The organism is Streptomyces sp. NRRL F-2664 (genome assembly GCF_000719345.1).
GTDB lineage: Bacteria > Actinomycetota > Actinomycetes > Streptomycetales > Streptomycetaceae > Streptomyces.
Map to the genome: position 1 here is coordinate 116,868 of NZ_JOFX01000013.1, position 23,134 is coordinate 140,001.

The window sequence follows — 23,134 nt, forward strand, 5'->3', positions numbered from 1 at the left end:
CGGGTCTCAGACCTGCGGGGCGTACGTGCCGAAGCTCCAGATGTTGCCCTCGCCGTCGCGGGCCATGTAGTCGCGCGAGCCGTAGTCCTGGTCGGTGGGCTCCATCAGGACCTCCACCCCGTGCTCGACGGCCCGCCGGTGGTGGGCGTCCACGTCGTCGACCACCACGTACACCCCGCAGGGCCCGCCGCCCTCCATGGCCTTGTCGAAGACGCTGCCGGTGCCCCTGCTGCCCAGCATCACCACCCCGTTGCCGTACGCCAGCTCCGCGTGCACCACGCAACCGTCGTCCCCCTCGTACACCGCGACCTGGCTGAAGCCGAAGGCCTCGGTCAGCAGCTTGATCGCCGCCTTCGCGTCGCGGTAGACCAGCGTGGGACAGATGGACGGAACGCCTGCCATGACGATCACTCCCTCTCGTGACGGTGACCCGCGCCACACAGCATGGCAGGCGCCGACGACCGTCAGCGGAAGGTGTTGCACCGGGCCATGTCGCCCGTCCGATAGCCCTGGTAGAACCACTGTTGGCGCTGCTCCGCCGAGCCGTGGGTCCAGGACTCCGGAGTCACCCGGCCCTGGAGCCTCTCCTGGATGCGGTCGTCGCCGACCGCGGCCGCCGCGTCGAGCCCGTCCGTGATGTCCTCGTCGGTCAGGTTCGTGATCAGGGGCCGTCCTGTGGACTCGTCCGGGGTCCGCGTCGCGTTGTGCGCCCACACTCCCGCGTAGCAGTCGGCCTGCAGCTCGACCCTGACCGCGTTGCTGTCCGCACCCTGCTGCCCGTCCTGCGCCCGCTGGAGGGTGCCCAGCTGGTTCTGGATGTGGTGCCCGTACTCGTGGGCGACCACGTACGCCTGGGCGAAGGGGCCGCCGCTCGCCCCGAACTTCGTGCGCAGCTCGTCGAAGAAGCCCAGGTCCAGGTAGACCTGCCGGTCGGCGGGGCAGTAGAAGGGTCCGACGGCGGCGGTGGCGGCGCCGCACGCGGTGTTCACCCGGCCGCCGAAGAAGACCGTGGACGCCGGGGCGTACTGTCCGCGGCGGCGCGCGAACTCCTGCCGCCAGAAGTCCTGCGTGCTGTTGACCACCGCGACCAGCCGGCAGTCCTCGCGCGCGTTCGCGTCCCGGCCCGTCCTGCAGGCCTGCTGCACCTGGCTGAGGGAGGACGCGGCCGGTGCGGGCTCCTCGTCACCGGAGGACAGTCCCAGCTGCTCCGGCCCCACCCCGAAGAGCAGACCCATGATCAGCGCGATGATGCCGACGAGGCCGCCGCCGACGGTGGCCCGGCCACCTGGGATGCGACTGCCCCGCACGTCCTTGACCTCGGACGTGTCCAGATCGGCATGGTCGTCGAACTGCATCCGCACCGCCCTCCATCCGCCCGTCCGTGAAGCCGGTGCGGCCACGTGACCGCACCTGCGCCGAGTATCGGCCCATTCGCCTCCGCCCGCGCCCCCGCCCGCCGGCTCGCCGGCGGGCCGGACGGGAGCCGGACGGCGGACGGGCGAGGGGGATGCGGGGGGAGCGGACAGGGCCGCGGGCCGGCCGCCGCCGCCCCGTAAACCGGTTGCACACCCCCGGTAGAATGTCTCCCATGGCAAATCTCCTCGCGGATTAGCGGCGTCGAAGCCCTCGCGTCCTGCCCCCTTCCGCCGTCCCGACCCGCCCTGGAGCATTTCCGTGATCACCGCCACCGGCATCGAGCTGCGCGCCGGCGCCCGCGTCCTCATCGAGTCCGCCTCGTTCCGCATCGCCAAGGGCGACCGCATCGGCCTGGTCGGCCGCAACGGCGCCGGCAAGACCACCCTCACCAAGTGCTTGGCGGGAGAGGGCCAGCCCGCGGGCGGCTCCATCACCCGTTCGGGCGAGGTGGGCTACCTCCCGCAGGACCCGCGCACCGGCGACCTCGACGTCCTGGCCCGCGACCGGATCCTGTCCGCCCGCGGCCTCGACGTCCTCATCAAGAAGATGCGGATGAACGAGGAGCGCATCGCCACCGGCTCCGGCGCCACCCGCGAGAAGGCGCTCAAGCAGTACGAGCGCCAGGAGACCGAGTTCCTCACCAAGGGCGGGTACGCCGCCGAGTCCGAGGCGGCCACCATCTCGGCCGCGCTCAGCCTGCCCGACCGGGTCCTCGGCCAGCCGCTGCACACCCTCTCCGGTGGTCAGCGCCGCCGCGTCGAGCTGGCCCGGATCCTCTTCTCGGACGCCGACACCCTGCTCCTCGACGAGCCCACGAACCACCTCGACGCCGACTCGATCGTCTGGCTGCGGGACTACCTGAAGAACTACCGCGGCGGCTTCGTCGTGATCTCCCACGACGTCGACCTGGTCGAGACCGTCGTGAACAAGGTGTTCTACCTGGACGCCAACCGGTCCGTGATCGACGTCTACAACATGGGCTGGAAGCTCTACCAGCAGCAGCGCGAGGCGGACGAGAAGCGCCGCAAGCGCGAGCGCCAGAACGCCGAGAAGAAGGCCGCGGCCCTGAACTCGCAGGCCGACAAGATGCGCGCCAAGGCCACCAAGACGGTCGCCGCGCAGAACATGGCCAAGCGCGCCGAGCGGCTGCTGTCCGGCCTGGAGGCCGTCCGCGTCTCCGACAAGGTCGCCAAGCTGCGCTTCCCTGACCCGGCGCCCTGCGGCAAGACCCCGCTGACCGCCGAGGGCCTGTCGAAGTCGTACGGCTCCCTGGAGATCTTCACCGACGTCGACCTGGCCATCGACAAGGGCTCCCGCGTCGTCATCCTCGGCCTCAACGGCGCCGGCAAGACCACCCTGCTCCGCCTGCTCGCGGGCGCCGAGCAGCCCGACACCGGCCAGGTCACGCCCGGCCACGGCCTCAAGCTCGGCTACTACGCCCAGGAGCACGAGACCCTGGACCCCGACCGCACGGTCCTGGAGAACATGCGCTCCTCCGCGCCCGACCTGGACCTGGTCGACGTGCGCAAGACCCTCGGCTCCTTCCTGTTCTCCGGCGACGATGTCGACAAGCCCGCCGGCGTGCTCTCGGGCGGCGAGAAGACCCGTCTGGCGCTGGCCACGCTGGTCGTCTCCTCGGCGAACGTGCTGCTCCTCGACGAGCCCACGAACAACCTCGACCCGGCCAGCCGCGAGGAGATCCTGGGCGCGCTGCGCACCTACAAGGGCGCCGTCATCCTCGTCACGCACGACGAGGGCGCCGTCGAGGCCCTCGAACCGGAGCGCATCATCCTGCTGCCGGACGGCGTCGAGGACCTGTGGGGCCCGGACTACCGGGACCTGGTGGCCCTGGCCTGACCCCTCGCCCGCCCCCCGGCCACCGCCGCTCGGCCGGGCCGGGCAGGAGCGGAGAGGGCGCCGGGATGCGGTCCCGGTGCTGATCCAGTCCCTTATGGATCATTCGGCTCAGGGGTGATCCATCAACTGAGTGAGACCGTCTCGTACCGCTGCGCGTCGTACGAGGGCCTCGGCCGCTCCCGCGAGGGGCGCGGCCGGGGCCTTCGTCGTTCCGTCGTCCCGCCCCTGACCTGGAGGTTTCCGCGCCGGACGGCGAAGTGTGACGGAAGTCATGTGGCGGAAGGGGAGATTCCGTTCTGGTCGGGTGTCCATGGCTCGGGAAAGCCCGCCGTACCGACCTTGCTGAATGGGTGGCCAGGAAGCCGGGGAGGGGTGATCATGAGAAGTCCAGAGCGCACTTCCCATGAGGAGGCACGGGTGGCCGAGACTCTGAAGAAGGGCAGCCGGGTGACCGGCGCCGCGCGCGACAAGCTCGCGGCAGACCTGAAGAAGAAGTACGACTCCGGTGCGAGTATCCGGGCGCTGGCCGAAGAGACCGGCCGGTCCTACGGATTCGTCCACCGGATGCTCAGTGAGTCCGGGGTTTCACTGCGTGGCCGCGGTGGCGCGACGCGCGGCAAGAAGGCGGCTACGGCCTGACCCCGGTCCATCGGTTCCAACGCTCCAACCGCTCCAAGGCTCACATGATCCGACGTTCCTTCCGGTGACCCCCGGTCGGCCTCCCGGTCGACCGGGTGGTTACTGTGCAGTCACTTAGGCCGAGCTTGCGGCCGACTGCACACCGGAGGCACACGGATGGCTCTGCTCGACAAGGACGGCGTACGGCTCACCGTCGACGACACGGTCGCCACGGTGACACTGACCAATCCGGCCAAGCGAAATGCCCAATCCCCCGCGCTCTGGCGGGCTTTGGCCGAGGCGGGAAGGTCATTGCCGGGCACCGTCCGGGTCGTCGTGCTGCGCGGCGAGGGCAAGTCCTTCTCCGCCGGGCTCGACCGGCAGGCGTTCACCCCCGAAGGCTTCGAGGGCGAGCCGTCCTTCCTCGATCTGGCGCGCGGTTCGGACGAACGGCTCGACGCCACCATCTCGGAGTACCAGGAGGCGTTCACCTGGTGGAGGCGTAACGACATCATCTCCGTCGCCGCCGTGCAGGGGCACGCGATCGGCGCCGGATTCCAGCTCGCGCTCGCATGCGACCTACGCGTGGTTGCCGACGACGTGCAGTTCGCCATGCGCGAGACGAGCCTGGGCCTCGTCCCCGACCTGGCCGGCACCCAGCCGCTGGCCTCCCTGGTCGGTTACGCCCGCGCCCTGGAGATCTGCGCGACGGGCCGCTTCGTGCACGCCGAGGAGGCGGAGCGGGTCGGCCTCGCCAACCTGGTCGTCCCGGCGGACGAGCTCGACGCCGCCGTCCAGGACCTGACCACCGCCCTGCTGGCCCCGCCGCGGGACGCCGTGATCGAGACGAAGACCCTGCTGCGCTCCGCGCAGACCCGCTCCTACGACGAGCAGCGCGCCGCCGAGCGCGCCGCCCAGGCCCGCCGCCTGCGGGACCTGGCGGGCCTGTCGGACTGACTCCACCCCCACCCGCGGGCCGGAAGGCGCCCCGGAGCACGCCGACCGGCGTAGCCCCGGGGCGCCTTCTGGCCTCCGCGCGCCTACCGTGGACGGAGTGAGTCCGTACACGTGAAGGGACACGCGATGACCGACACCGCATCAGGGGGCTCCCACAAGGCACCCGGCGACCGGGGGCGCACGACCATCGCAGACGGGGTGGTCGAGAAGATCGCCGGCCTCGCCGCCCGGGAAGTGGTCGGCGTGCATGCTCTGGGAAGCGGCCTCTCCCGTACGTTCGGCGCAGTCCGGGACCGGGTCCCCGGCGGCGAGAAGGCCGCGGTCACCCGCGGCGTCAAGGCCGAGGTGGGCGAGGTCCAGACCGCCCTCGACCTGGAGATCGTCGTCGACTACGGCGTCTCGATCCGTGACGTGGCGCGGGCGGTCCGCGAGAACGTCGTCTCTTCGGTCGAGCGCATGACCGGACTGGAGGTCGTCGAGGTCAACATCGCCGTGGGCGACGTCAAGCTGCCCGACGAGCCCGACGAGGAGCCGGAGTCCCGACTCCAGTAGCCGAGAGGAGCCCGCACATGAGCATGGCGGTCGCCGGCATGTTGGCCGGCATTGCCCTAGGATTCGCCGGGTATTTCGGTGGATTCGGCGCATTTCTGTTGGTCGCGGCCCTCGGGGCCGTCGGTTTCGTCGCCGGTCGTTTCCTCGACGGGGACCTGGATGCCGGGGACCTGTTCCGCAGCCGCGACCGGCGGAGGTGAGCCGCGATGAGCACCCTGCCGCAGGCCACCCCGCCGGGCCCCACCCCGCCGGGCCGCGCTGCGCCGCCGGCCGGCGCACGGCCCACCCCGGCGGCGGTGGCCGCCGCCGACCGCGGGGCCATCCGTGTCGCAGACCGGGTCGTCGCCAAGATCGCCGCGCAGGCGGCCCGTGAGGCGCTCGCCGGGAACTCCGGCACACCCCCGCACGCCACCGTCACCGTGCACCACGACATCGCGCGGGTCCGGGTGAGCATCGAGCTCGACTACCCCTCCGACCTCGCGGCCCAGTGCGCCGCCGTCCGCAGCAGGGTCGTGCGCCGCGTCGAGGAGTACGCGAACATGTCCGTGCCCGAGGTGGACGTCGACATCGAGCACCTGCACTCCTCCCGGGGCCGGACCGGCGCCGGGCGGGACCGGCGGCTGCTGTGACGGCACACCGCTTCCGCTCCGCCCGCCGCATTCCCGCGGCGCTCGTCGCCCTGGTCGTCATCGGCGTGGTCGGCCTGTTCCTCTACGACCTGGCCGCGGTACGGGCCGGTCGCCCCGCCATGGCCTGGCGCCGCGAGCTCGCCCGCCGGCTGGAGGTCCACACCCCGGCCGACCTGTGGGTGCAGGTGGCCGGCGGGGTCCTGGCCCTGGCGGGGGCGGTGCTCCTGGTGCTGGCCCTCACCCCCGGGATCCGCCGGATCCTGATGATGCGCGGCCCCGAACCGGACGGCGCGCCCGGGGCCGGTAGCGCCCTGCGGGCCGGCATTGGCCGCAAGGACGCCGCTCAGGTGCTGCGGGACCGGGCCATGGAAGTGCCCGGTGTGCGGTCCGCCCGGGTCCGGATGGGCCGCTCCCGCGTCCGGGTGCGCGCCACCTCCCACTTCCGCGACCTGGACGAGGTACGGGCCGACTTGGACCGGGTGATCGCCGTCGGCATCGAGGAACTGGGCCTCGTGCACCCGCCGCGGCCGCGACTACGGGTCAGGAGGCGAGCGGATTGATCGGGATCGTGAACCGGACCCTGCTGGCGGTGACCGGAGCCGTGCTGCTGGCGGCAGGGATCGTCCTGCTGACGGCCACTCGGCCGCTGCGGGGCCGCACCGAACCCCTGCTGACCGCCGCCGACCGGCGCCGGTACCTGCACGCCGACGGCTGGTGGTGGTGGCTGCTGGTCGCCGCCCTCGCCGTGTGCCTGCTGCTCGCCCTGTGGTGGCTGCTGGCCCAGCTGAAGCGTGCCCGGCTGCGGACGGTCGCCGTGGACACCCGGGACGGAGCCTTCGCCGTACTGCGCGGCCGCGCCCTGGCGGACGCCGTCGCGGCCGAGGCCGGTGCCCTGGACGGGGTCGCGCGCTGCCGGGTCGCCCTGCGCGGACGGCGCAGCTCACCGGCCCTGCGGGTGGCGGTGGAGCTGGAGCCCCACGCGGTGCCGGCCGACACCCTGGCCGGCCTGGCCGGGCCCGTCCTGACCCACGCCCGCACCTCGGCCAACCTCCCGGAACTGCCGGCGGAGGCCCGCTTCAAGGTGACCTCCCACCGGGCCCGCCGCGTCAGCTGACCCCTGAGCGGCAGCCGCCGGCGGCGGCTGCCGCAACGCAGGGTCAGAAGCCGTGCCGGGAGCCGCCGTCGACCGGGAGCATCACGCCCGTCAGGTACGAGGCGGCCGGCGAGAGCAGGAACGCCGCCGTGCGGCCGAACTCCTCCGGCGAGCCGTACCGGCGCAGCGGGATGCGGGACTCGTTGCCGGCACGGGCCGCCTCGGCGTCACCGGACAGCGCGTCGAGCTCGCGCACCCGGTCGGTGTCGATGCGCGCCGGGAGCAGTCCCACGACGCGGATCCCGCGCGGACCGAGCTCCACCGAGAGGGACTTCGCGAAGCCCGCCAGGCCCGGCCGCAGGCCGTTGGAGATGGTCAGGCCGGGGATCGGCTCGTGGACCGAGCCCGACAGCACGAAACCGATGACCCCGCCCTCGCCCAGTGCCGCCGCGGCCGCCCGGGCCAGGCGCACCGCGCCCAGGAAGACGGACTCGAAGGCGGCCGACCACTGCTCGTCGGTGCTGTCGACGGCAAAACCCGGCACGGGCCCTCCGACACTGATGAGGATGCCGTCGAAGCGGCCGAAGCGCTCGTGCGCGGCGGCGATGAGCCGGCCGGCCGCCGCCGGGTCCGCGTTGTCCGCGGCGGCCCCGACGGCGTTCGGGCCCAGTGCGGCCGCGGCGTCCGCCGCGCGCTGCTCGTCCCGGCCCGTCACCAGGACCTTCGCGCCGTCGGCGACCAGTTCCCGGGCGGAGGCCATACCGAGGCCGCGCGTGGCCCCGGTGACGATGTAGACACGGTCTTTCAGTCCAAGATCCATGCCCGACACGCTACGCCGTCGCGGGCTCCTGCTCGGCGGCTTCGGCGCGGGCCGCCGCCGCCTCGCGGTCGCGCTTCTCGCGCCGCACCAGGACCAGCCAGCCCACCGGTACCGCGGAGGCGAACAGCCACCACTGCACCGCATAGGCCATGTGCGCGCCGATCGAGTCGTGGTCGGGGTCGGCGACGGTCTCCGGACCACCCTCGCCCGGATCCGGACCGGTCAGCTCCAGATAGCCGCCGAGGACCGGCCGGCCCAGGCGCTCCGCCTGCTGCGCGCTGTTGATCAGCATCACCTGACGGTCGGGCAGGCCCTTGCGGTCCTTGATACCGCTGCTGCCGCTCGTCTCGTCCGCCTTCAGCCGCCCGGTGACCGTGACCTCGCCCGCGGGCGCGGCCGGCACCGGCGGATAGGCGCGCGGGTCGTCGCCGCCCGGCACCCAGCCGCGGTCGACCAGCACCACCCGGCCGTCGGTGAGGACGAGCGGGGTCACGACGTGGAAGCCGACCTTGTCGCCGTTCGAGGTGCGCATCCGTACGACCACCTCGTGCGCGGAGTCGTACGTGCCGGTCGCGGTGACCGAGCGCCAGAAGTCGGCCCGGGGGACCTTGTGGCCGGGGGAGGTGACCTCCGTCATGGGGACGGGCTCCGCCCGCAGGTTCGCCTCGATCAGCTGGTTCTGCGCCACCCGGTGCACATGGCGGTGGTACTGCCAGAACCCCAGCTTGATCATCACGGGGATGAGGACGAGGGCGACGAGGGTGAGGGACACCCACTGCCGGGTCAGCACAAAGCGGTACACGCCCACGACGGTACCCCGGACGACGAGGACCCCGGTGGCCGGGTGGCCCACCGGGGTCGCGGCGCGCGGGGTGCGGCGGTCAGACGTGGTCGACGATGCCCACCTTCCCTTCCGCGCGGGCGCAGTGCCCGCCGCAGAACCACTGGCCCTCGACCTCGACGCCCTGTCCGATGATCTGGACGCGGCAGTGCTCGCAGATGGGCGCCATGCGGTGGATGGCGCAGGCGAAGCAGTCGAAGACGTGCACCGCGCCCTGCGCGTGCACCTCGAAGGACATGCCGTAGTCGTTTCCGCAGACCTCACAACGTGCCATGGGCCGCATGCTGCGCACGGCGGAGCGGCGGAACAAGATCCACCCTGGTGAGTCGCCGCGCGGACACCCGCCCGGCCCAACCGGCAGCGGCCCGTCCGCTCACTCCCCGGCCGGGGCCACGTCCCGCAGCAGCTGCGTGAAGGCCGCCTCGTCGACGACCGGGGTGCCGAAGGACTTCGCCTTCACCGTCTTCGACGTCGCCGAGTCCGGGTCGTTCGTCACCAGGAGACTCGTGAGCCGCGACACACTCGTCGCGACGTGCAGCCCCGCCTCGATCGCCCGGTCCTCCAACAGCTCCCGCTCCACCGAGGTGTCACCCGAGAAGGCGATCCGCATGCCCTGCTTCAGCGGCTTTCCGTCCTCGAACCGGCCCGGATTGGGGTGCGGGCAGGGCGGCCGCCGGCGCGAGGGCCGCCAGCTGCCGCCGCCCCGGTACGACGCCTGGTGGCCGATGCGCGGGGTGGCGGCCGAGTCCGTCCACTCCGTCAGCGGCCGGCATTCCAGCAGGGGCAGCCGTACGCCGCCCTGCGCCGCCGCGTGCAGCGACGGCCGGAAGGCCTCCGCGAGGACGCGTGCGTCGTCGAGCGCGTGGTGGGCGCGCTGCTGGACCACCCCGAAGTGCGCGGCCAGCGACTCCAGCTTGTGGTTGGGCAGCGGGAGGTTCAGCTCCTTCGACAGGGCGATGGTGCACAGGCGCTGACGGACCGGCGCGGACGTCTCGGCGCGCGCGTACTCGCGGGCGATCATCTGCCAGTCGAAGATGGCGTTGTGCGCGACCAGGACCCGGTCCGCGAGCCGGCCGGCGAACTCCTCGGCGATGTCTTCGAAGAGGGGCGCATCCGCGAGGACGGCACTCGTCAGACCGTGGATCCACACCGGCCCCGGATCCCGCTGGGGGTTGACCAGCGTGTACCAGTGGTCCTCCACGTTGCCCTGAGCGTCGAGCCGGTAGACGGCGGCGGAGACTATCCGGTCGTCGCGCGCGAGCCCGGTGGTCTCCACGTCGACGACCGCGTACCCCTGGGGGTACGCGGTCGGCCACGCGGTCTCTGCGGTCGTACGGTCGTCGAGCATGGTCACAGAGGATATCGGCACGGACTGACACCGCTGCCCCACCCTGGGTCAGCCTGCGTCAGCCCTGCCGTGCCCCTGCCTCGCCGCCGGGTCGGCCCTGCGCCAGCAGGGTCGCCACCAGGGCCCGTACGGAGAGCAGGAAGAGGCGCTCCGGATCGGCCGGCCGGGCCAGCGCGCGGGCGAGCGCCGGGTCGTGGGGGGCCGAGGCCGGATCCCACAGCTCGCTCTCGGCCGGGGACTGGGCGGGGGAGCGCTCGCGGTTGCGCTCGACGAGCAGGAAGCCGACGATCTGGAACTGCACGGCGCGCACCGCGTCCGCGGCCCGGGCGCCGCGCAGTCCCGCGGCGTGCACCTCGTGCACGAGCGCCTGCTGAGCCGGGAGGAACATCCGCTCGGTGAGCCCCCGTTCGTGGACCATCGCGATCAGGTGGGGCCGTCCGCGCAGCTCACGGCGCAGGATCCGGGCGACCGACAGGATCCGCTCGGCCGGGGTGCGGCCGGCGGGGCGGATCGCGCCCATCTCCTGCACGGTGCGCTCCACGAGGGCGTCCAGCAGCGATTCGCGGTTGCCGACGTGCCAGTAGATGGACGTCACCGCGGTGCCCAGCTCCGCGGCCAGTGCCCGCATCGTGAGGGCGGCCGGACCGCCCTGCTCGACCAGGGACGCGGCGGCGTCCAGGACCTCGTCGCGGGTCAGCGAGGGTCTGGCCATGTCCGCGGTCCCATCCGTCTGTCGATGCGTCAGTTCTTGTGCGTGCAGGGGTCTTCATTCTTCATCGGCAGCGGTGTAACTGTGTTACAGAACCGACTCCGCCTAGCCGAGAGATGGTGCGACACATGGCACGCGTACGGTACGGAGCGCGGACCGAGGCCGAGATCGCCGCATCGCGCGAGAGAAGTTCCCGGCTCCCCGACATCTGGTCCACCGGTGTGGTGGCCGTCTGGGAGACCGATCCGGACGTCGTCGCCGCGGTCCTCCCGCCGCCGCTCGAACCGGCCGACCGGCCCCTCGTACGGGCGAACATGAGCAAGGTCGACCTGCCCGGCCACCCGCTCGGCGCGGGCTCGGTGGCCGTCGCCGCACGGCACGACGGGGTGGAGGGCTGGTACCCGCTGGTCATGCCGATGACCCACGAGCGCGCCCTGACCGGCGGCCGCGAGGTCTTCGGGGAACCGAAGAAGCTCGGCGAGGTCACCGTCGAGCGGGACGGCCTCGTCGTCCGGGCCGCCCTCGCCCGGCACGGCATCGCCTTCGTGGAGGTGCGCGGCGCCGTGGACCGCGAGCTCCCCCTGCCCGGGGCCGTCCGCAAGACCGACTTCTACTTCAAGTTCCTGCCCTCCGTGGACGGTTCGGGCTTCGACGCCGAACCGGTCCTCGTGCACTGCGTCCGCAACGAGCGGGCCCGCAGGCTGGAGCACGTCACCGGTGACGTCGTCCTGCGCGAGTCGATGTTCGATCCCGTGGCCGACCTGCCCGTCCGCCGGCTCGTGGAGATCACCATCGGCGAGCGGACCACCGACCAGAAGGGCCGGGTCGTCGAGCAGGTCAGCGCCCGGGCCCTCCTCCCGTACATCCACCAGCGTTACGACGACCCCCTGCAGATCCTCGACGGACCCCCCGAAGGGAGCGTGTGAGATGAGGCTCGAAGCGGGACAGGTGGCCGTCGTCACCGGCGCCGCGAGCGGGATCGGCCTCGCCATGGCCCGCCGCTTCGCCGCCGAGGGGCTGCGGGTGGTCCTCGCCGACGTCGAGGAGGCCGCCCTGCGCAAGGCCGCCGACGAACTCGCCGCGGACGGGGCCCGGATCCTCGCACGCACCGTCGACGTCGGCGACCGCGACAGCGTGCTCGCCCTGGCCGATGCCGCGTACGACGCCTTCGGCGCCGTCCACGTGCTCTGCAACAACGCCGGCGTCGGCTCCGGCGCCGAGGGCCGGATGTGGGAGCACGAGCCCAACGACTGGAAGTGGGCCTTCTCCGTCAACGTCTGGGGCGTCTTCCACGGAATCCAGGCCTTCGTCCCCCGCATGATCGCCGGCGGCGCCCCGGGCCACGTCGTCAACACCTCCTCCGGCGACGGCGGCATCGCCCCGCTGCCCACCGCCTCCGTCTACGCCGTCACCAAGGCCGCCGTGGTCACCATGACCGAGTCCCTCTACGCCCACCTGAGGGCGGAGGGCGCCGCCGTCGGCGCCTCCGTGCTCTTCCCCGGCCCGCACATGCTGCGCACCGGACTGTGGGAGTCCCACCGCAACCGGCCCGGGCGCTACGCGAAGCAGCGCCCGCGCAGGACCCCGTACCGCACCCTCGACCAGTACGAGGCCGCCATGAAGCAGGCCGGCCGCGAGGTGGACTTCACCCCCGTCGAGGAGGTCGCCGAGCACGTCGTCGACGGCATCCGCGCCGACCGCTTCTGGATGCTGCCGCCGAGCGAGCACAGCGACCGCCAGATCCGCGCCCGGGCGCAATCGATGCTCGACCGCGCCAATCCCGCCTACTTGGAGAGCTTCATCCTCGACTGAGGAGCGTCCGCCATGAGCGACACACCGTACGAAGACCCGTACCTGATCATCTCCTCCGACTGCCACGCGGGCCTGCCCACGGAGCTGTACCGCCCCTATCTCGACTCCCGCTTCCACCCGCAGTTCGACGAGTTCCTCGGCCGGCGCGACGCCCGCCGCGCGGAGGCCACCCGGCTGGGCGTGCGCAACGAGGCCTTCGCCGAGAAGTGGTTCCACGACCACGAGGAAGGCCTCCGGGGAGGTTGGGACACCGGCCGGCGGCTGAAGGAGCTCGACGGCGACGGCGTCGCCGCGGAGGTCGTCTTCCCCGACGCGGACGCCGTCGACAGCCGGACCGCGGCCCCCTTCGGGGTGGGGCTCGGGCTCTCCGGCGACCAGGACCCCGAGCTGGGCATGGCGGGCGCGCAGGCGCACAACCGGTGGCTGGCCGAGTTCGTCTCGCAGAACCCCGAACGGCACTGCGGCGTCGCCCTGCTGCCCATCACGGGCGAGCCGTCCGAGGTCGTCGCCGAGGTCCACCGGGCCAAGGAGTCCGGGCTGGGCGCGCTGATGATCCCCGCCATGTGGGTCGACAAGGCGCCCTACCACGACCGCCGCTACGACCCGGTCTGGGCGGCGGCGGCCGAGACACGGATGCCGATCGTGACCCACTCCGGGGCCTCGCCGCGCCACGAGTACGGCGACCACCTGGGCATCTTCGTCTCCGAGGTCACCTGGTGGCCGGCCCGCCCGCTGTGGTTCCTGCTCTGGTCCGGGGTCTTCGAGCGGCACCCCGGCCTGCGGTTCGGAGTGGCGGAGTCGGGCTGCTGGTGGCTGCCGAACCAGCTGTGGTTCATGGACCGGCTCTACCTCGGCGCGCACGGCGGCAAGAAGCTCTCGCCGTTCGAGGAGCTGAAGCGGCCGCCGAGCGAGTACCTCGACCGGCAGGTGTTCGTCTGCGCGACGAACACCAAGCGGCGCGAGCTGGCCCAGCGCTACGAGATCGGCGTGGACAACATCCTGTGGGGCTCGGACTTCCCGCACCCCGAGGGCACCTGGCCCGACACCCGCGCCTGGCTGCGGAAGACCTTCCACGACATCCCGGTCGACGAGACCCGGCGGATGCTCGGGCTCGCCGCGGCCGAGGTCTTCGGCTTCGACACGGAGAAGTTGGCCCCGATCGCCCGGCGGATCGGCCCCACCCCCGCCGAGCTGGGCCAGTCCCCGGACCAGGCGGCGGTGGCGGCCTCTTGGGCGCGCTCGCGCGAGGTCGGCCGGCACTGGCTGACCGGCCACGACTTCCCGGTCCTGGGGGTGGCACGGTGACCGGCGACGACCGCTACACGGTGATCTCGGCGGACTGCCACGCGGGCGCAGACCTGCTGGACTACAAGCCGTACCTGGAGAAGCGCCACCACGACGAGTTCGACGCCTGGGCCGCCACGTACGTCAACCCGTACGAGGACCTCCTGGCGGACACGGCGGACCGCAACTGGAACTCGGCCCGCCGACTGGCCGAGCTGGAGGCGGACGGCATCGTCGCCGAGGTCGTCTTCCCCAACACCGTCCCGCCGTTCTTCCCCAAGGCCTCCCTGATGGCCCAGCCGCCGACCGCCGCGGAGTTCGCGATGCGCTGGGCCGGCCTCCAGGCCCACAACCGCTGGCTGGCGGACTTCTGCGCGGACGCGCCGGGCCGGCGCGCGGGCGTCGCGCAGATCCTCCTCAACGACGTGGACGCGGCGGTCCGGGAGATCCGCCGTACGAAAGAGGCGGGCCTGACGGGCGGCATCCTGCTGCCCGGCGTACCGCCCGGCTCCCCGGTGCCCGAGTTGTACTCGGCCGTCTACGACCCCGTCTGGGCGGTCTGCGACGAGCTCGACGTCCCCGTCAACCACCACGGCGGCTCGGCGTCGCCGCCGCTCGGCGACGAACCGGCGGCCCGGGCGGTGTTCATGGTGGAGACCACGTGGTTCTCCCACCGCGCCCTGTGGCACCTCGTCTTCGGCGGGGCGTTCCGGCGCCACCCGGGGCTGAAGCTGGTCCTGACGGAGCAGGGCTCCGGCTGGATCCCGGGCGTGCTGGAGATGCTGGACTACTACCACGGCCGCCTGGTCGCGGCGTCGGCCACGGCCGAGGCCAAGTTCGGGGCGGGCCTCGCCGAGGCCATGGGCAAGGGCCCGAGCGAGGTCTGGCGGGACAACTGCTTCGTGGGGGCGAGCTTCATGCGTCCGCACGAGGTCCCCCTGCGGGACCGGATCGGTCTCGACAAGATCATGTGGGGCAGCGACTACCCCCACGACGAGGGCACGACCCCCTTCTCCCGCGAGGGTCTGCGCATCGCCTACGCGGGCCTGCCGCGCGAGGAGGTCGCCGCGATGGTCGGCGGCAACGCGGCCCGCGTCTACGGCTTCGACCCGACCCTCCTCGACGCCCTCGCGGCGAAGCACGGCCCGCTGGTCCGGGAGATCGCCGAACCCCTGGCGGAAATCCCCCCGGCGGCCACCAGCCCTGCCTTCGCCCCGGGGGGCTCGGTCCGCGTCTGGTGACGAAACGTCTCGAACCCTTTCATTCCCCACCCTCGCCGAACCGACGGTAACCACATCGGATACCGATCGGTAACAACCTCTAGCGGCACCCGCGAAGGCGCCTCTATGGTGCGGACATGCCGAACCTGCCCGATGTCGTGCTGTGGTCCATTCCCGCCTTCGTGCTGCTCACCGTCATCGAGCTGGTGAGCTACCGCCTCCATCCGGACGACGACGCGGAGGGCTACGACACCAAGGACGCCGTCACCAGCATCAGCATGGGCCTCGGCAGCATCGGCTTCGACCTCCTCTGGAAGATCCCGGTGGTCGCGGTCTTCACCGCCGTCTACGAACTCACCCCGCTGCGGGTGCCGTTGCTGTGGTGGACCCTTCCGCTGATGCTGCTCGCCCAGGACTTCCTCTACTACTGGCAGCACCGCGGCCACCATGTGATCCGCATCCTGTGGGCCTGCCACGTGGTCCACCACAGCAGCCGGAAGTTCAACCTCACCACCGCCCTGCGCCAGCCCTGGACGAGTGCCACGACGTACTGGTTCTACCTGCCGATGGTGGCCGTCGGCGTGCACCCGGCCGTGATCCCCTTCTGCTACGGCATCAACCTGCTGTACCAGTTCTGGGTCCACACCGAGCGCATCGGGAAGCTGCCCCGCGCCTACGAGTACGTCTTCAACACCCCCTCCCACCACCGCGTGCACCACGCGTCCCAGGGCGGCTACCTGGACCGCAACTACGGCGGCATCCTGATCGTCTGGGACCGGATGTTCGGATCCTGGGTCGGGGAGACCGACAAGCCCGTCTACGGGCTCACCAAGAACATCGACACCTACAACCCGCTGTGCGTCGCCACGCACGAGTACGCCGCCATCGCGCGGGACGTGCGCGCAGCCCGGAGCTGGAGCGAACGGGCCGGCCGGGTCTTCCGCGGCCCCGGCTGGCAGCCTGCCCCGGCCGCGGTCCCCGCGACGGCGGGTGCCTCTGCCGCGACCGCCGGCGCGCCGACTTCCGCGGCCGCACCCGCCCCGGCGACCGCCGGTGCTTCCGCCCCCGCGGCCGCCCCCGCGGCCGTCCCCGCCGCCGATCCGGCCGTACAGGAGACCAGCGCGTGAGCACCGAGTCACCGGGCCGCCCCGCCCCCTCCTGGGCCGCCCCGCGGGCCGCGGCCGACCGGGCGCGGCGGGGCCGCCTCGCCCTGTACGGCTTCGCCGCCGCCACCGCCGTCGACCTCGGGTCACTGCTGGCCGGCTGGCACCTCGGGCACGTCATCGCCAAGCCGCTGCTGATGCCGCTGCTCGTCGGCCACGCCGTCACGCGCGGTGCCCCCCGCCTGCTGGTCGCCGCCCTGCTGTTCGGCTGGGGCGGGGACCTCGCCCTGCTCTTCGACGCCGAGGCCGCCTTCCTCGTCGGGATGGGCTCCTTCGCCGTCGGGCACGTCTGCTACCTCGTGCTCTTCGGCAAGCGCCCCGCGAACCCGCTGCTCGGCGGCGCCTACGGCCTCGCCCTGCTCGGGACCGTCGCCCTGCTCTGGGCCGACCTGCCCGCGGACCTGCGGATCCCGGTGGCGGGGTACAGCCTGCTGCTGACCGCCATGGCCTTCCGCTCCAGCGCCCTCGGCCTGCGCGCCGGCATCGGCGGCGCGCTGTTCCTGCTGTCCGACACCCTCATCGCCACCGGTGTCGCCGACTGGCCGCAGCTGCCCCGTCCCGACTTCTGGATCATGGCCACGTACCTGGCCGCCCAATACCTCCTGGCCACCGGCGCGACCACGCGCGAAGCAGGCGTACCGTAGGACGGTCATCAGTCGTACAAGACTGAACGATCCTGATCGGGAGGACTGCACCACCATGCGCGCCACCGTCATCCACGCCCCGCACGACATCCGCGTGGAGGAGGTGCCCGATGCTGCGATCCAGCGCCCCGAGGACGCCGTCGTCCGCGTCCTGCGGGCCTGCATCTGCGGCAGCGACCTGTGGGCCTACCGGGGCGAGGCCGAGCGGCAGCCGGGGCAGCGCATCGGTCACGAGTTCCTCGGCGTGGTCGAGGAGACCGGACCCGCTGTGTCCGGGCTGCGCGCCGGAGACCTCGTCGTCGCGCCCTTCATGTGGTCGGACGGCACCTGCGAATACTGCAAGGAGGGTCTCTACACCTCCTGCGACCACGGCGGCTTCTGGGGCTCGGTCGGCCACGACGGCGGCCAGGGCGAGGCCGTCCGCGTCCCGCACGCCGACGGCACCCTGGTCAAGCTGCCCGCCGAGGCCGTCTCCGACGACCACCTGCTGACCGGTCTGCTCGCGCTCTCCGACGTCATGGGCACCGGGCACCACGCGGCTCTGGGCGCGGGGGTGCGCCCCGGCTCCACGGTCGCCGTCGTCGGTGACGGCGCGGTCGGCCTGTGCGGCGTGCTCGCCGCCAAGCGGCTGGGCGCCGAGCGGATCATCGCGCTGGGCCGCCACACCGTCCGTACCGACATCGCCAGGCTCTTCGGGGCCACCGACGTCGTCGCCGAGCGGGGCGAGGCCGCCGAGGCGGCCGTGCGCGAACTCACCGGCGGTCGCGGCGCACACGCCGTCATCGAGGCGGTCGGCACCGAGCAGTCCATGCGCACGGCCGTGAACATCACCCGCGACGGCGGGGCCGTCGGCTACGTCGGCGTGCCGCACGGCAGCGGTACCGGCCTCGACCTCGGTGTCATGTTCGACCGCAACATCACCCTGCGCGGAGGGGTGGCCCCGGTCCGCGCCTACATCCCGGAGCTGCTGGAGGACGTGCTCGCCGGCGTGATCGACCCGGCGCCCGTCTTCGACCGCGCGGTGCCCCTGGACGGGGTCCCGGACGGCTACCGGGCCATGGACGACCGCTCCGCGCTGAAGGTGCTGATCAAGCCCTGACCCACGGGCGTTGCGCACGCGCGGACGGGCCGGCCGGGGATCACCCCGCCCGGCCCGTCCGTACGACCGTGACGGTGTGCCGTACTACTTCACGGCCTTGAGGGCATCCACGACGCCGTGGCCGTAGTAGCCCGTCTGACCCCACTTGGCCTGGCAGGTGGTGGCGTTGATCAGCGCGCCCGTGGCGTCGTAGATCTGTGCCGGGCACGTCGCCTTCGTGGACTGCGCCTTCAGCATCGCCTGGAGCTGCGAGGGCGTGGCCGACGGGTGGGTGCTCTTGAGGAGCGCCGCGACGCCCGCGACGTGCGGGGCGGCCATCGAGGTGCCCTGCTTGTAGCCGTAGCCGCCCGGGACGGTCGACAGCACGCGGCCGTTGGCGTCCGGGGTGGCCGGGACCTGCCACTTGTCGCCGCCCGGGGCCGCGACGTCCACGACCCCGAGGCCGTAGCTGGAGTAGTACGAGCGCAGGCCCTTGTCACCGGTCGCGGAGACGGTGACCACGCCCGGCAGCTGCGTCGGCAGGTCCAGGCAGACCTTCGGGTCGATGGTGCGCGTCACCGGAGTGGTGTCGTTCGGGCTGGTGGTGTCCTCCAGGGAGGCCGCGGCCAGGTCCTGGTTGGAGTTGCCGGCCGACGCCACGTGCAGGGTGCCCTTGCGCTCGGCGTACTTGGTGGCCCGGCCGATGGCCTCCACCAGCGCCTTCTGGTCGTCGTCGGTCTTGCAGTTGAAGAGCCACGGGTCGACGTAGTAGCTGTTGTTGGTCACCTCGATCCCCTTCTCGGCGGCGAACATGAAGCCGCAGACGACCGCCTCGGTGTAGAAGAGGCTCGTCCCGGGCTCGCTCACCTTGATCGCGGCTATCTTCACGCCGGGCGCCACACCGCTGATGCCGACGCCGTTGCGCGGGGCGCCTATGGTGCCGGCGACGTGCGTGCCGTGGTCGCTGCCGTCCGGGTACGGGCGCCAGGCGCCCTCGGTGGTGTCCGCGACGCCGCCGACGCAGTTGGCCGACTGGCCCTTGGAGAAGTTCGGGGCGAGATCGGGGTGGGTGTCGTCCACGCCCGTGTCGATGACGCCCACGGTGACGTCCTGGCTGCCATCGTTGATCTTGTGAGCCTCGTCGGCCTTGATCGTCCGCAGGTCCCACTGGTTGGGCTCCAGCGGCTCCTGACCCTCCTGGGCCTGCGACGCCGCCTTGGCGGCATCCGCCTCGCTCAGCCGCTGGGTCGCGCCCTCGTCGGTGGTCTGCACCGCCTGCAGCGGGGCCGTCCGGGTGGCGCCGACCGACACGAACAGCCCACGCTGGGCGCGCAGCTGCTTGGCGAAGTCCGGGTTCTGGGAGTGTGCGACGACGACCCCGATCTGCTCATACGCCGTCACCACCGTTCCGCCGGCCCGCTCGACGGCCTTCTTCGCCGCCTTCATGGTGGCGTACGCGTTCAGGTTCGCCACGTACGACAGCTTGGGGCCGGTGGTCTCGGACGGGGAGGCCGTCGCCGCCTCCGCACCGGTGCCCAGCGGGGCGGCGGAGGCCGACACCGAGGGCAGCAGGGCGAGCGAGGCGGTGAGCGCCAGGCCGACCGGTACGGCGAGGGCACGCCGGCGGGCGGATCCCAGATGAGCCATGGGTTCTCCAGATCATCTTTCGGAAAAGCCGTCCGCACGCGGTCGCGCCGGACGGGGTCATGACAAGCGAACCTAGTGCCGCCGTTCCCGTTTCCGCCATCAGTTCGAGAAAACAGTTCTCCAAGATTCCACAGGTGTTGAACCGTCCCGACACGCCGGCCGTGCCGTTGACAGAGGGGGGTCAGCGCCATCGACCCCGCCCCACGGAGGTTGTTTTGTCCGTCGTCCCCACCGCACCTGCGTCACAAGGAGATCCCCCCGTGACCACCGAAGCAGCGCCGCCTCCGGGCAGCGCGGGAACGCCCCTGGCGGGCCCCACGGCCGAAGAGTTCGTGAGCGTCCAGCAGAGCCCCGAGTTCGCCGAACTCCGCCGCTCCTACCGCTCCTTCGCCTTCCCGCTCACCGTGGCCTTCATCGCCTGGTACCTGCTCTACGTGCTGCTGTCCAACTACGCGGGCGGCTTCATGGGGACCAAGGTCTTCGGCAACATCAACGTCGCCCTGGTGCTCGGCCTCGCCCAGTTCGCGACGACCTTCCTCATCGCCTGGCTGTACGCGCGCCACGCCGCCGCCCGGCTCGACCCGCGCGCTGCGGCCATCAAGGCCCGGATGGAGGCCTCCGAATGACCGGCACGCACCACGTGACGACGCTCGCCGCGGGCGCCTCCGAGCACCGCCCGCTCATCATCACCCTGTTCGGGCTGTTCGTCGTCGCCACCCTGGTCATCACGGTCTGGGCCGGCCGCCAGACCAAGGACGCCGCGGACTTCTACGCCGGCGGCCGCCAGTTCACCGGCTTCCAGAACGGCCTCGCCATCTCCGGCGACTACATGTCCGCCGCGTCGTTCCTCGGCATCGCCGGGGCCATCGCCCTCTTCGGCTACGACGGCTTCCTCTACTCCATCGGCTTCCTCGTCGCCTGGCTGGTCGCCCTGCTCCTCGTCGCCGAGCCGCTGCGCAACTCGGGCCGCTACACGATGGGCGACGTCCTCGCGTACCGGATGCGCCAGCGGCCCGTCCGCACCGCCGCCGGCACCTCCACCATCGTGGTGTCGATCTTCTACCTGCTCGCCCAGATGGCCGGCGCCGGCGTCCTCGTCTCGCTGCTCCTCGGCATCACCAGCGACGGCGGCAAGGTGGCGGTCGTCGCGCTCGTCGGCGTCCTGATGATCGTCTACGTGACCATCGGCGGGATGAAGGGCACCACCTGGGTCCAGATGATCAAAGCGGTCCTGCTGATCGCGGGCGCCCTCCTGATCACCCTGCTGGTGCTCGTGAAGTTCAACTTCAACGTCTCCGACCTGCTCGGCAAGGCCGCCGAGAACAGCGGCCAGGGAGTGAAGTTCCTCGAACCGGGCCTGAAGTACGGCAAGGACTCCACCTCGAAGCTGGACTTCCTCTCCCTCGGCCTCGCGCTGGTCCTCGGCACCGCCGGCCTCCCGCACATCCTGATCCGCTTCTACACCGTGCCCACCGCCAAGGCCGCCCGGAAGTCCGTCAACTGGGCCATCGGCATCATCGGCGCCTTCTACCTCATGACCATCGCCCTCGGCTTCGGCGCCGCGGCGCTGCTGGAGCGCGCCGACATCCTGGCCTCCAACAAGGCCGGCAACACCGCCGCCCCCCTGCTCGCCCAGGCGGTCGGCGGCGGCGCGGACTCCACCGGCGGCGCCGTCCTGCTCGCCGTGATCTCGGCGGTCGCCTTCGCCACCATCCTCGCCGTGGTCGCCGGCCTCACCCTCGCCTCCTCCTCGTCCTTCGCCCACGACCTGTACGTGAACGTGATCCGCCGGGGCAAGGCCACCGAACAGGAGGAGGTGCGCGCCGCGCGCTGGTCCACGGTCGTCATCGGCGCCGTCGCGATCGGCCTCGGCGCCCTCGCCCGCGACCTCAACGTCGCCGGACTCGTCGCGCTCGCCTTCGCCGTCGCCGCCTCCGCCAACCTGCCGACCATCCTCTACAGCCTCTTCTGGAAGCGCTTCACCACCCAGGGCGCGCTCTGGTCGATCTACGGCGGACTCGTCTCGGCGGTCGGCCTGGTGCTGTTCTCCCCGGTCGTGTCCGGCAAGCCCACCTCGATGTTCAAGGACGCGGACTTCTACTGGTTCCCGCTGGAGAACCCGGGGATCATCTCGATCCCCCTCGGCTTCCTCCTCGGATGGCTGGGAACCGTCCTCACCAAGGAGAAGGCCGATCCGCAGAAGTTCGCCGAGCTGGAGGTGCGCTCCCTCACCGGAACAGGGGCGCACTGACATCGTCCGAACACCCAGCGTGGCCGCGTCGTAGGGACCTACGACGCGGCCGCGTTACGTCTCGTTCATTCGGGGACCACAGAACGACACACGCGTCACGTAGTCTCGAAAGAGGACGCGTGCAGTGGATCCGATGGCGCGCGCACCTCTACTTCCGGACAGGGGAGGGGGCCCACAGTGCTTCTCGACACCTATGGCCGCGTGGCCACTGACCTGCGCGTCTCGCTCACCGACCGGTGCAATCTGCGCTGTACGTACTGCATGCCCGAAGAGGGCCTCCAGTGGCTCGGGAAGTCCGACCTCCTCACCGACGAGGAGATCGTCCGGCTGATCCGCATCGCGGTGACGCAGCTCGGCATCACCGAGGTCCGCTTCACCGGCGGCGAACCGCTCCTGCGCCCCGGCCTCGTCGGGATCGTCGAGCAGTGCGCGGCGCTGGAGCCCCGCCCGAAGATGTCGCTCACCACCAACGGCATCGGCCTCAAGCGCACCGCGTCGGCCCTGAAGGCCGCCGGCCTGGACCGGGTGAACGTCTCCCTGGACACCCTGCGCCCCGAGGTCTTCAAGACGCTGACCCGCCGCGACCGGCACAAGGACGTCATCGAGGGCATGGCCGCGGCCCGCGAGGCCGGCCTGACCCCGGTCAAGGTCAACGCCGTGCTCATGCCGGGCCTGAACGACGACGAGGCCCCCGACCTGCTGGCCTGGGCCGTCGAGCACGAGTACGAGCTCCGCTTCATCGAGCAGATGCCCCTGGACGCCCAGCACGGCTGGAAGCGCGACGGCATGATCACGGCCGGGGACATCCTGGAGTCGCTGCGCACCCGGTTCACGCTCACCGAGGAGGGCGCCGACGAGCGCGGCTCCGCCCCGGCCGAGCGCTGGATCGTCGACGGCGGCCCCGCCACCGTCGGCGTCATCGCCTCGGTCACCCGCCCGTTCTGCGGCGCCTGCGACCGTACCCGGCTGACGGCCGACGGCCAGATCCGTACGTGCCTGTTCGCCACCGAGGAGTCGGACCTGCGCTCTGCGCTGCGCTCGGGCGCCCCGGACGAGGAGATCGCCCGGCTGTGGAAGGTGGCGATGTGGGGCAAGAAGGCCGGCTCCGGCCTCGACGACCCCTCGTTCCTGCAGCCCGACCGCCCCATGTCCGCGATCGGCGGCTGACCCGCCCGCCGCCCGCAGCGGCCGGCCG

26 protein-coding genes are annotated in these 23,134 nt (G+C 72.1%); 18 read left to right on the forward strand and 8 right to left on the reverse strand.

Translation table 11 applies throughout. The features are described 5' to 3' along the window. Positions 1-6 precede the first annotated feature (6 nt). Positions 7-402: a VOC family protein gene (locus IF89_RS0114795; protein WP_030766828.1), complete on the reverse strand. Its 396-nt coding sequence runs from the start codon at positions 400-402 to the stop codon at positions 7-9. Between the two features lie 62 nt (positions 403-464). Further along, positions 465-1,355, reverse strand: coding sequence for a neutral zinc metallopeptidase (locus IF89_RS0114800; protein ID WP_030766830.1), 891 nt, complete (start codon positions 1,353-1,355; stop codon positions 465-467). Between the two features lie 319 nt (positions 1,356-1,674). On the opposite strand from IF89_RS0114800, the gene IF89_RS0114805 reads away from it, so the two are divergent. The 8 genes from IF89_RS0114805 to amaP all read left to right on the forward strand — a co-directional run bounded on the left by IF89_RS0114805 (position 1,675) and on the right by amaP (position 7,143). After that, entirely contained in the window at positions 1,675-3,273 is a 1,599-nt protein-coding gene (locus tag IF89_RS0114805) for an ABC-F family ATP-binding cassette domain-containing protein (RefSeq protein ID WP_030766833.1), read from the forward strand. Between the two features lie 417 nt (positions 3,274-3,690). Then, entirely contained in the window at positions 3,691-3,912 is a 222-nt protein-coding gene (locus IF89_RS0114810) for a helix-turn-helix domain-containing protein (RefSeq protein WP_030010789.1), read from the forward strand. Between the two features lie 156 nt (positions 3,913-4,068). Next, a complete protein-coding gene (locus IF89_RS0114815; RefSeq protein ID WP_030766836.1) occupies positions 4,069-4,848 on the forward strand; it encodes an enoyl-CoA hydratase/isomerase family protein in 780 nt (259 codons plus the stop codon). Positions 4,849-4,974: 126 nt separating this feature from the next. Next, positions 4,975-5,400, forward strand: a complete 426-nt coding sequence (locus IF89_RS0114820) for an Asp23/Gls24 family envelope stress response protein (protein ID WP_030766839.1) — start codon at positions 4,975-4,977, stop codon at positions 5,398-5,400. Positions 5,401-5,417: 17 nt separating this feature from the next. Next, positions 5,418-5,600: a hypothetical protein gene (locus IF89_RS0114825; protein WP_030766842.1), complete on the forward strand. Its 183-nt coding sequence runs from the start codon at positions 5,418-5,420 to the stop codon at positions 5,598-5,600. 6 nt (positions 5,601-5,606) lie between these two features. Next, complete coding sequence (locus tag IF89_RS37995; protein WP_043193943.1) at positions 5,607-6,029, forward strand: hypothetical protein; 423 nt, start codon at positions 5,607-5,609, stop codon at positions 6,027-6,029. After that, positions 6,026-6,589: a DUF6286 domain-containing protein gene (locus IF89_RS0114835; RefSeq protein ID WP_043193944.1), complete on the forward strand. Its 564-nt coding sequence runs from the start codon at positions 6,026-6,028 to the stop codon at positions 6,587-6,589. Before IF89_RS37995 ends, IF89_RS0114835 begins: the two co-directional genes overlap by 4 nt. Further along, positions 6,586-7,143, forward strand: a complete 558-nt coding sequence (gene amaP, locus IF89_RS0114840; RefSeq protein WP_030766849.1) for an alkaline shock response membrane anchor protein AmaP — start codon at positions 6,586-6,588, stop codon at positions 7,141-7,143. The genes IF89_RS0114835 and amaP overlap by 4 nt, the downstream gene beginning before the upstream one ends. A 43-nt stretch (positions 7,144-7,186) precedes the next feature. On the opposite strand, the gene IF89_RS0114845 is transcribed toward amaP, so the two are convergent. The 5 genes from IF89_RS0114845 to IF89_RS0114865 form a co-directional block, all read right to left on the reverse strand. Then, positions 7,187-7,942 (reverse strand): SDR family oxidoreductase, encoded by a 756-nt coding sequence (locus tag IF89_RS0114845; RefSeq protein WP_030766852.1) that lies wholly within the window; start codon positions 7,940-7,942, stop codon positions 7,187-7,189. A 10-nt stretch (positions 7,943-7,952) separates the two neighbouring features. After that, positions 7,953-8,744, reverse strand: coding sequence for an SURF1 family protein (locus IF89_RS0114850; protein ID WP_030766855.1), 792 nt, complete (start codon positions 8,742-8,744; stop codon positions 7,953-7,955). A gap of 79 nt (positions 8,745-8,823) precedes the next feature. Continuing rightward, positions 8,824-9,057, reverse strand: coding sequence for a hypothetical protein (locus IF89_RS0114855; RefSeq protein WP_030766858.1), 234 nt, complete (start codon positions 9,055-9,057; stop codon positions 8,824-8,826). 99 nt (positions 9,058-9,156) lie between these two features. Further along, a complete protein-coding gene (locus IF89_RS0114860; protein ID WP_030766860.1) occupies positions 9,157-10,131 on the reverse strand; it encodes a DEDDh family exonuclease in 975 nt (324 codons plus the stop codon). 58 nt (positions 10,132-10,189) lie between these two features. Next, positions 10,190-10,843 carry a TetR/AcrR family transcriptional regulator gene (locus IF89_RS0114865; RefSeq protein ID WP_043193946.1) on the reverse strand — a complete coding sequence of 218 codons (654 nt, stop codon included), beginning with the start codon at positions 10,841-10,843 and terminating at the stop codon, positions 10,190-10,192. Between the two features lie 125 nt (positions 10,844-10,968). Between IF89_RS0114865 and IF89_RS0114870 the strand changes: the two genes are divergently transcribed. The 7 genes from IF89_RS0114870 (at position 10,969) to IF89_RS0114900 (ending at position 18,062) form a co-directional block, all read left to right on the forward strand. Then, entirely contained in the window at positions 10,969-11,766 is a 798-nt protein-coding gene (locus tag IF89_RS0114870) for an acetoacetate decarboxylase family protein (RefSeq protein ID WP_030766864.1), read from the forward strand. Between the two features lies 1 nt (position 11,767). Then, positions 11,768-12,652, forward strand: a complete 885-nt coding sequence (locus IF89_RS0114875; protein WP_030766866.1) for an SDR family NAD(P)-dependent oxidoreductase — start codon at positions 11,768-11,770, stop codon at positions 12,650-12,652. A 12-nt stretch (positions 12,653-12,664) separates the two neighbouring features. Further along, a complete protein-coding gene (locus tag IF89_RS0114880) occupies positions 12,665-13,957 on the forward strand; it encodes an amidohydrolase family protein (RefSeq protein WP_030766868.1) in 1,293 nt (430 codons plus the stop codon). Beyond that, positions 13,954-15,177 (forward strand): amidohydrolase family protein, encoded by a 1,224-nt coding sequence (locus IF89_RS0114885; protein ID WP_030766871.1) that lies wholly within the window; start codon positions 13,954-13,956, stop codon positions 15,175-15,177. Before IF89_RS0114880 ends, IF89_RS0114885 begins: the two co-directional genes overlap by 4 nt. 116 nt (positions 15,178-15,293) lie before the next feature. Further along, positions 15,294-16,283 carry a sterol desaturase family protein gene (locus IF89_RS0114890; RefSeq protein WP_043193947.1) on the forward strand — a complete coding sequence of 330 codons (990 nt, stop codon included), beginning with the start codon at positions 15,294-15,296 and terminating at the stop codon, positions 16,281-16,283. Beyond that, positions 16,280-16,963 (forward strand): lysoplasmalogenase, encoded by a 684-nt coding sequence (locus IF89_RS0114895; RefSeq protein ID WP_030766875.1) that lies wholly within the window; start codon positions 16,280-16,282, stop codon positions 16,961-16,963. Before IF89_RS0114890 ends, IF89_RS0114895 begins: the two co-directional genes overlap by 4 nt. A gap of 55 nt (positions 16,964-17,018) precedes the next feature. Beyond that, complete coding sequence (locus tag IF89_RS0114900; RefSeq protein WP_030766877.1) at positions 17,019-18,062, forward strand: zinc-dependent alcohol dehydrogenase family protein; 1,044 nt, start codon at positions 17,019-17,021, stop codon at positions 18,060-18,062. A gap of 84 nt (positions 18,063-18,146) precedes the next feature. On the opposite strand, the gene IF89_RS0114905 is transcribed toward IF89_RS0114900, so the two are convergent. Then, complete coding sequence (locus IF89_RS0114905) at positions 18,147-19,688, reverse strand: S8 family serine peptidase (RefSeq protein WP_030766878.1); 1,542 nt, start codon at positions 19,686-19,688, stop codon at positions 18,147-18,149. A 260-nt stretch (positions 19,689-19,948) separates the two neighbouring features. On the opposite strand from IF89_RS0114905, the gene IF89_RS0114910 reads away from it, so the two are divergent. The 3 genes from IF89_RS0114910 (at position 19,949) to moaA (ending at position 23,106) form a co-directional block, all read left to right on the forward strand. Then, positions 19,949-20,314 (forward strand): DUF485 domain-containing protein, encoded by a 366-nt coding sequence (locus tag IF89_RS0114910; RefSeq protein ID WP_030766879.1) that lies wholly within the window; start codon positions 19,949-19,951, stop codon positions 20,312-20,314. After that, positions 20,311-21,939: a cation acetate symporter gene (locus IF89_RS0114915; protein ID WP_030766881.1), complete on the forward strand. Its 1,629-nt coding sequence runs from the start codon at positions 20,311-20,313 to the stop codon at positions 21,937-21,939. The genes IF89_RS0114910 and IF89_RS0114915 overlap by 4 nt, the downstream gene beginning before the upstream one ends. Before the next feature lie 177 nt (positions 21,940-22,116). Continuing rightward, positions 22,117-23,106, forward strand: a complete 990-nt coding sequence (gene moaA, locus IF89_RS0114920; RefSeq protein WP_030766884.1) for a GTP 3',8-cyclase MoaA — start codon at positions 22,117-22,119, stop codon at positions 23,104-23,106. Positions 23,107-23,134: the final 28 nt, after the last annotated feature.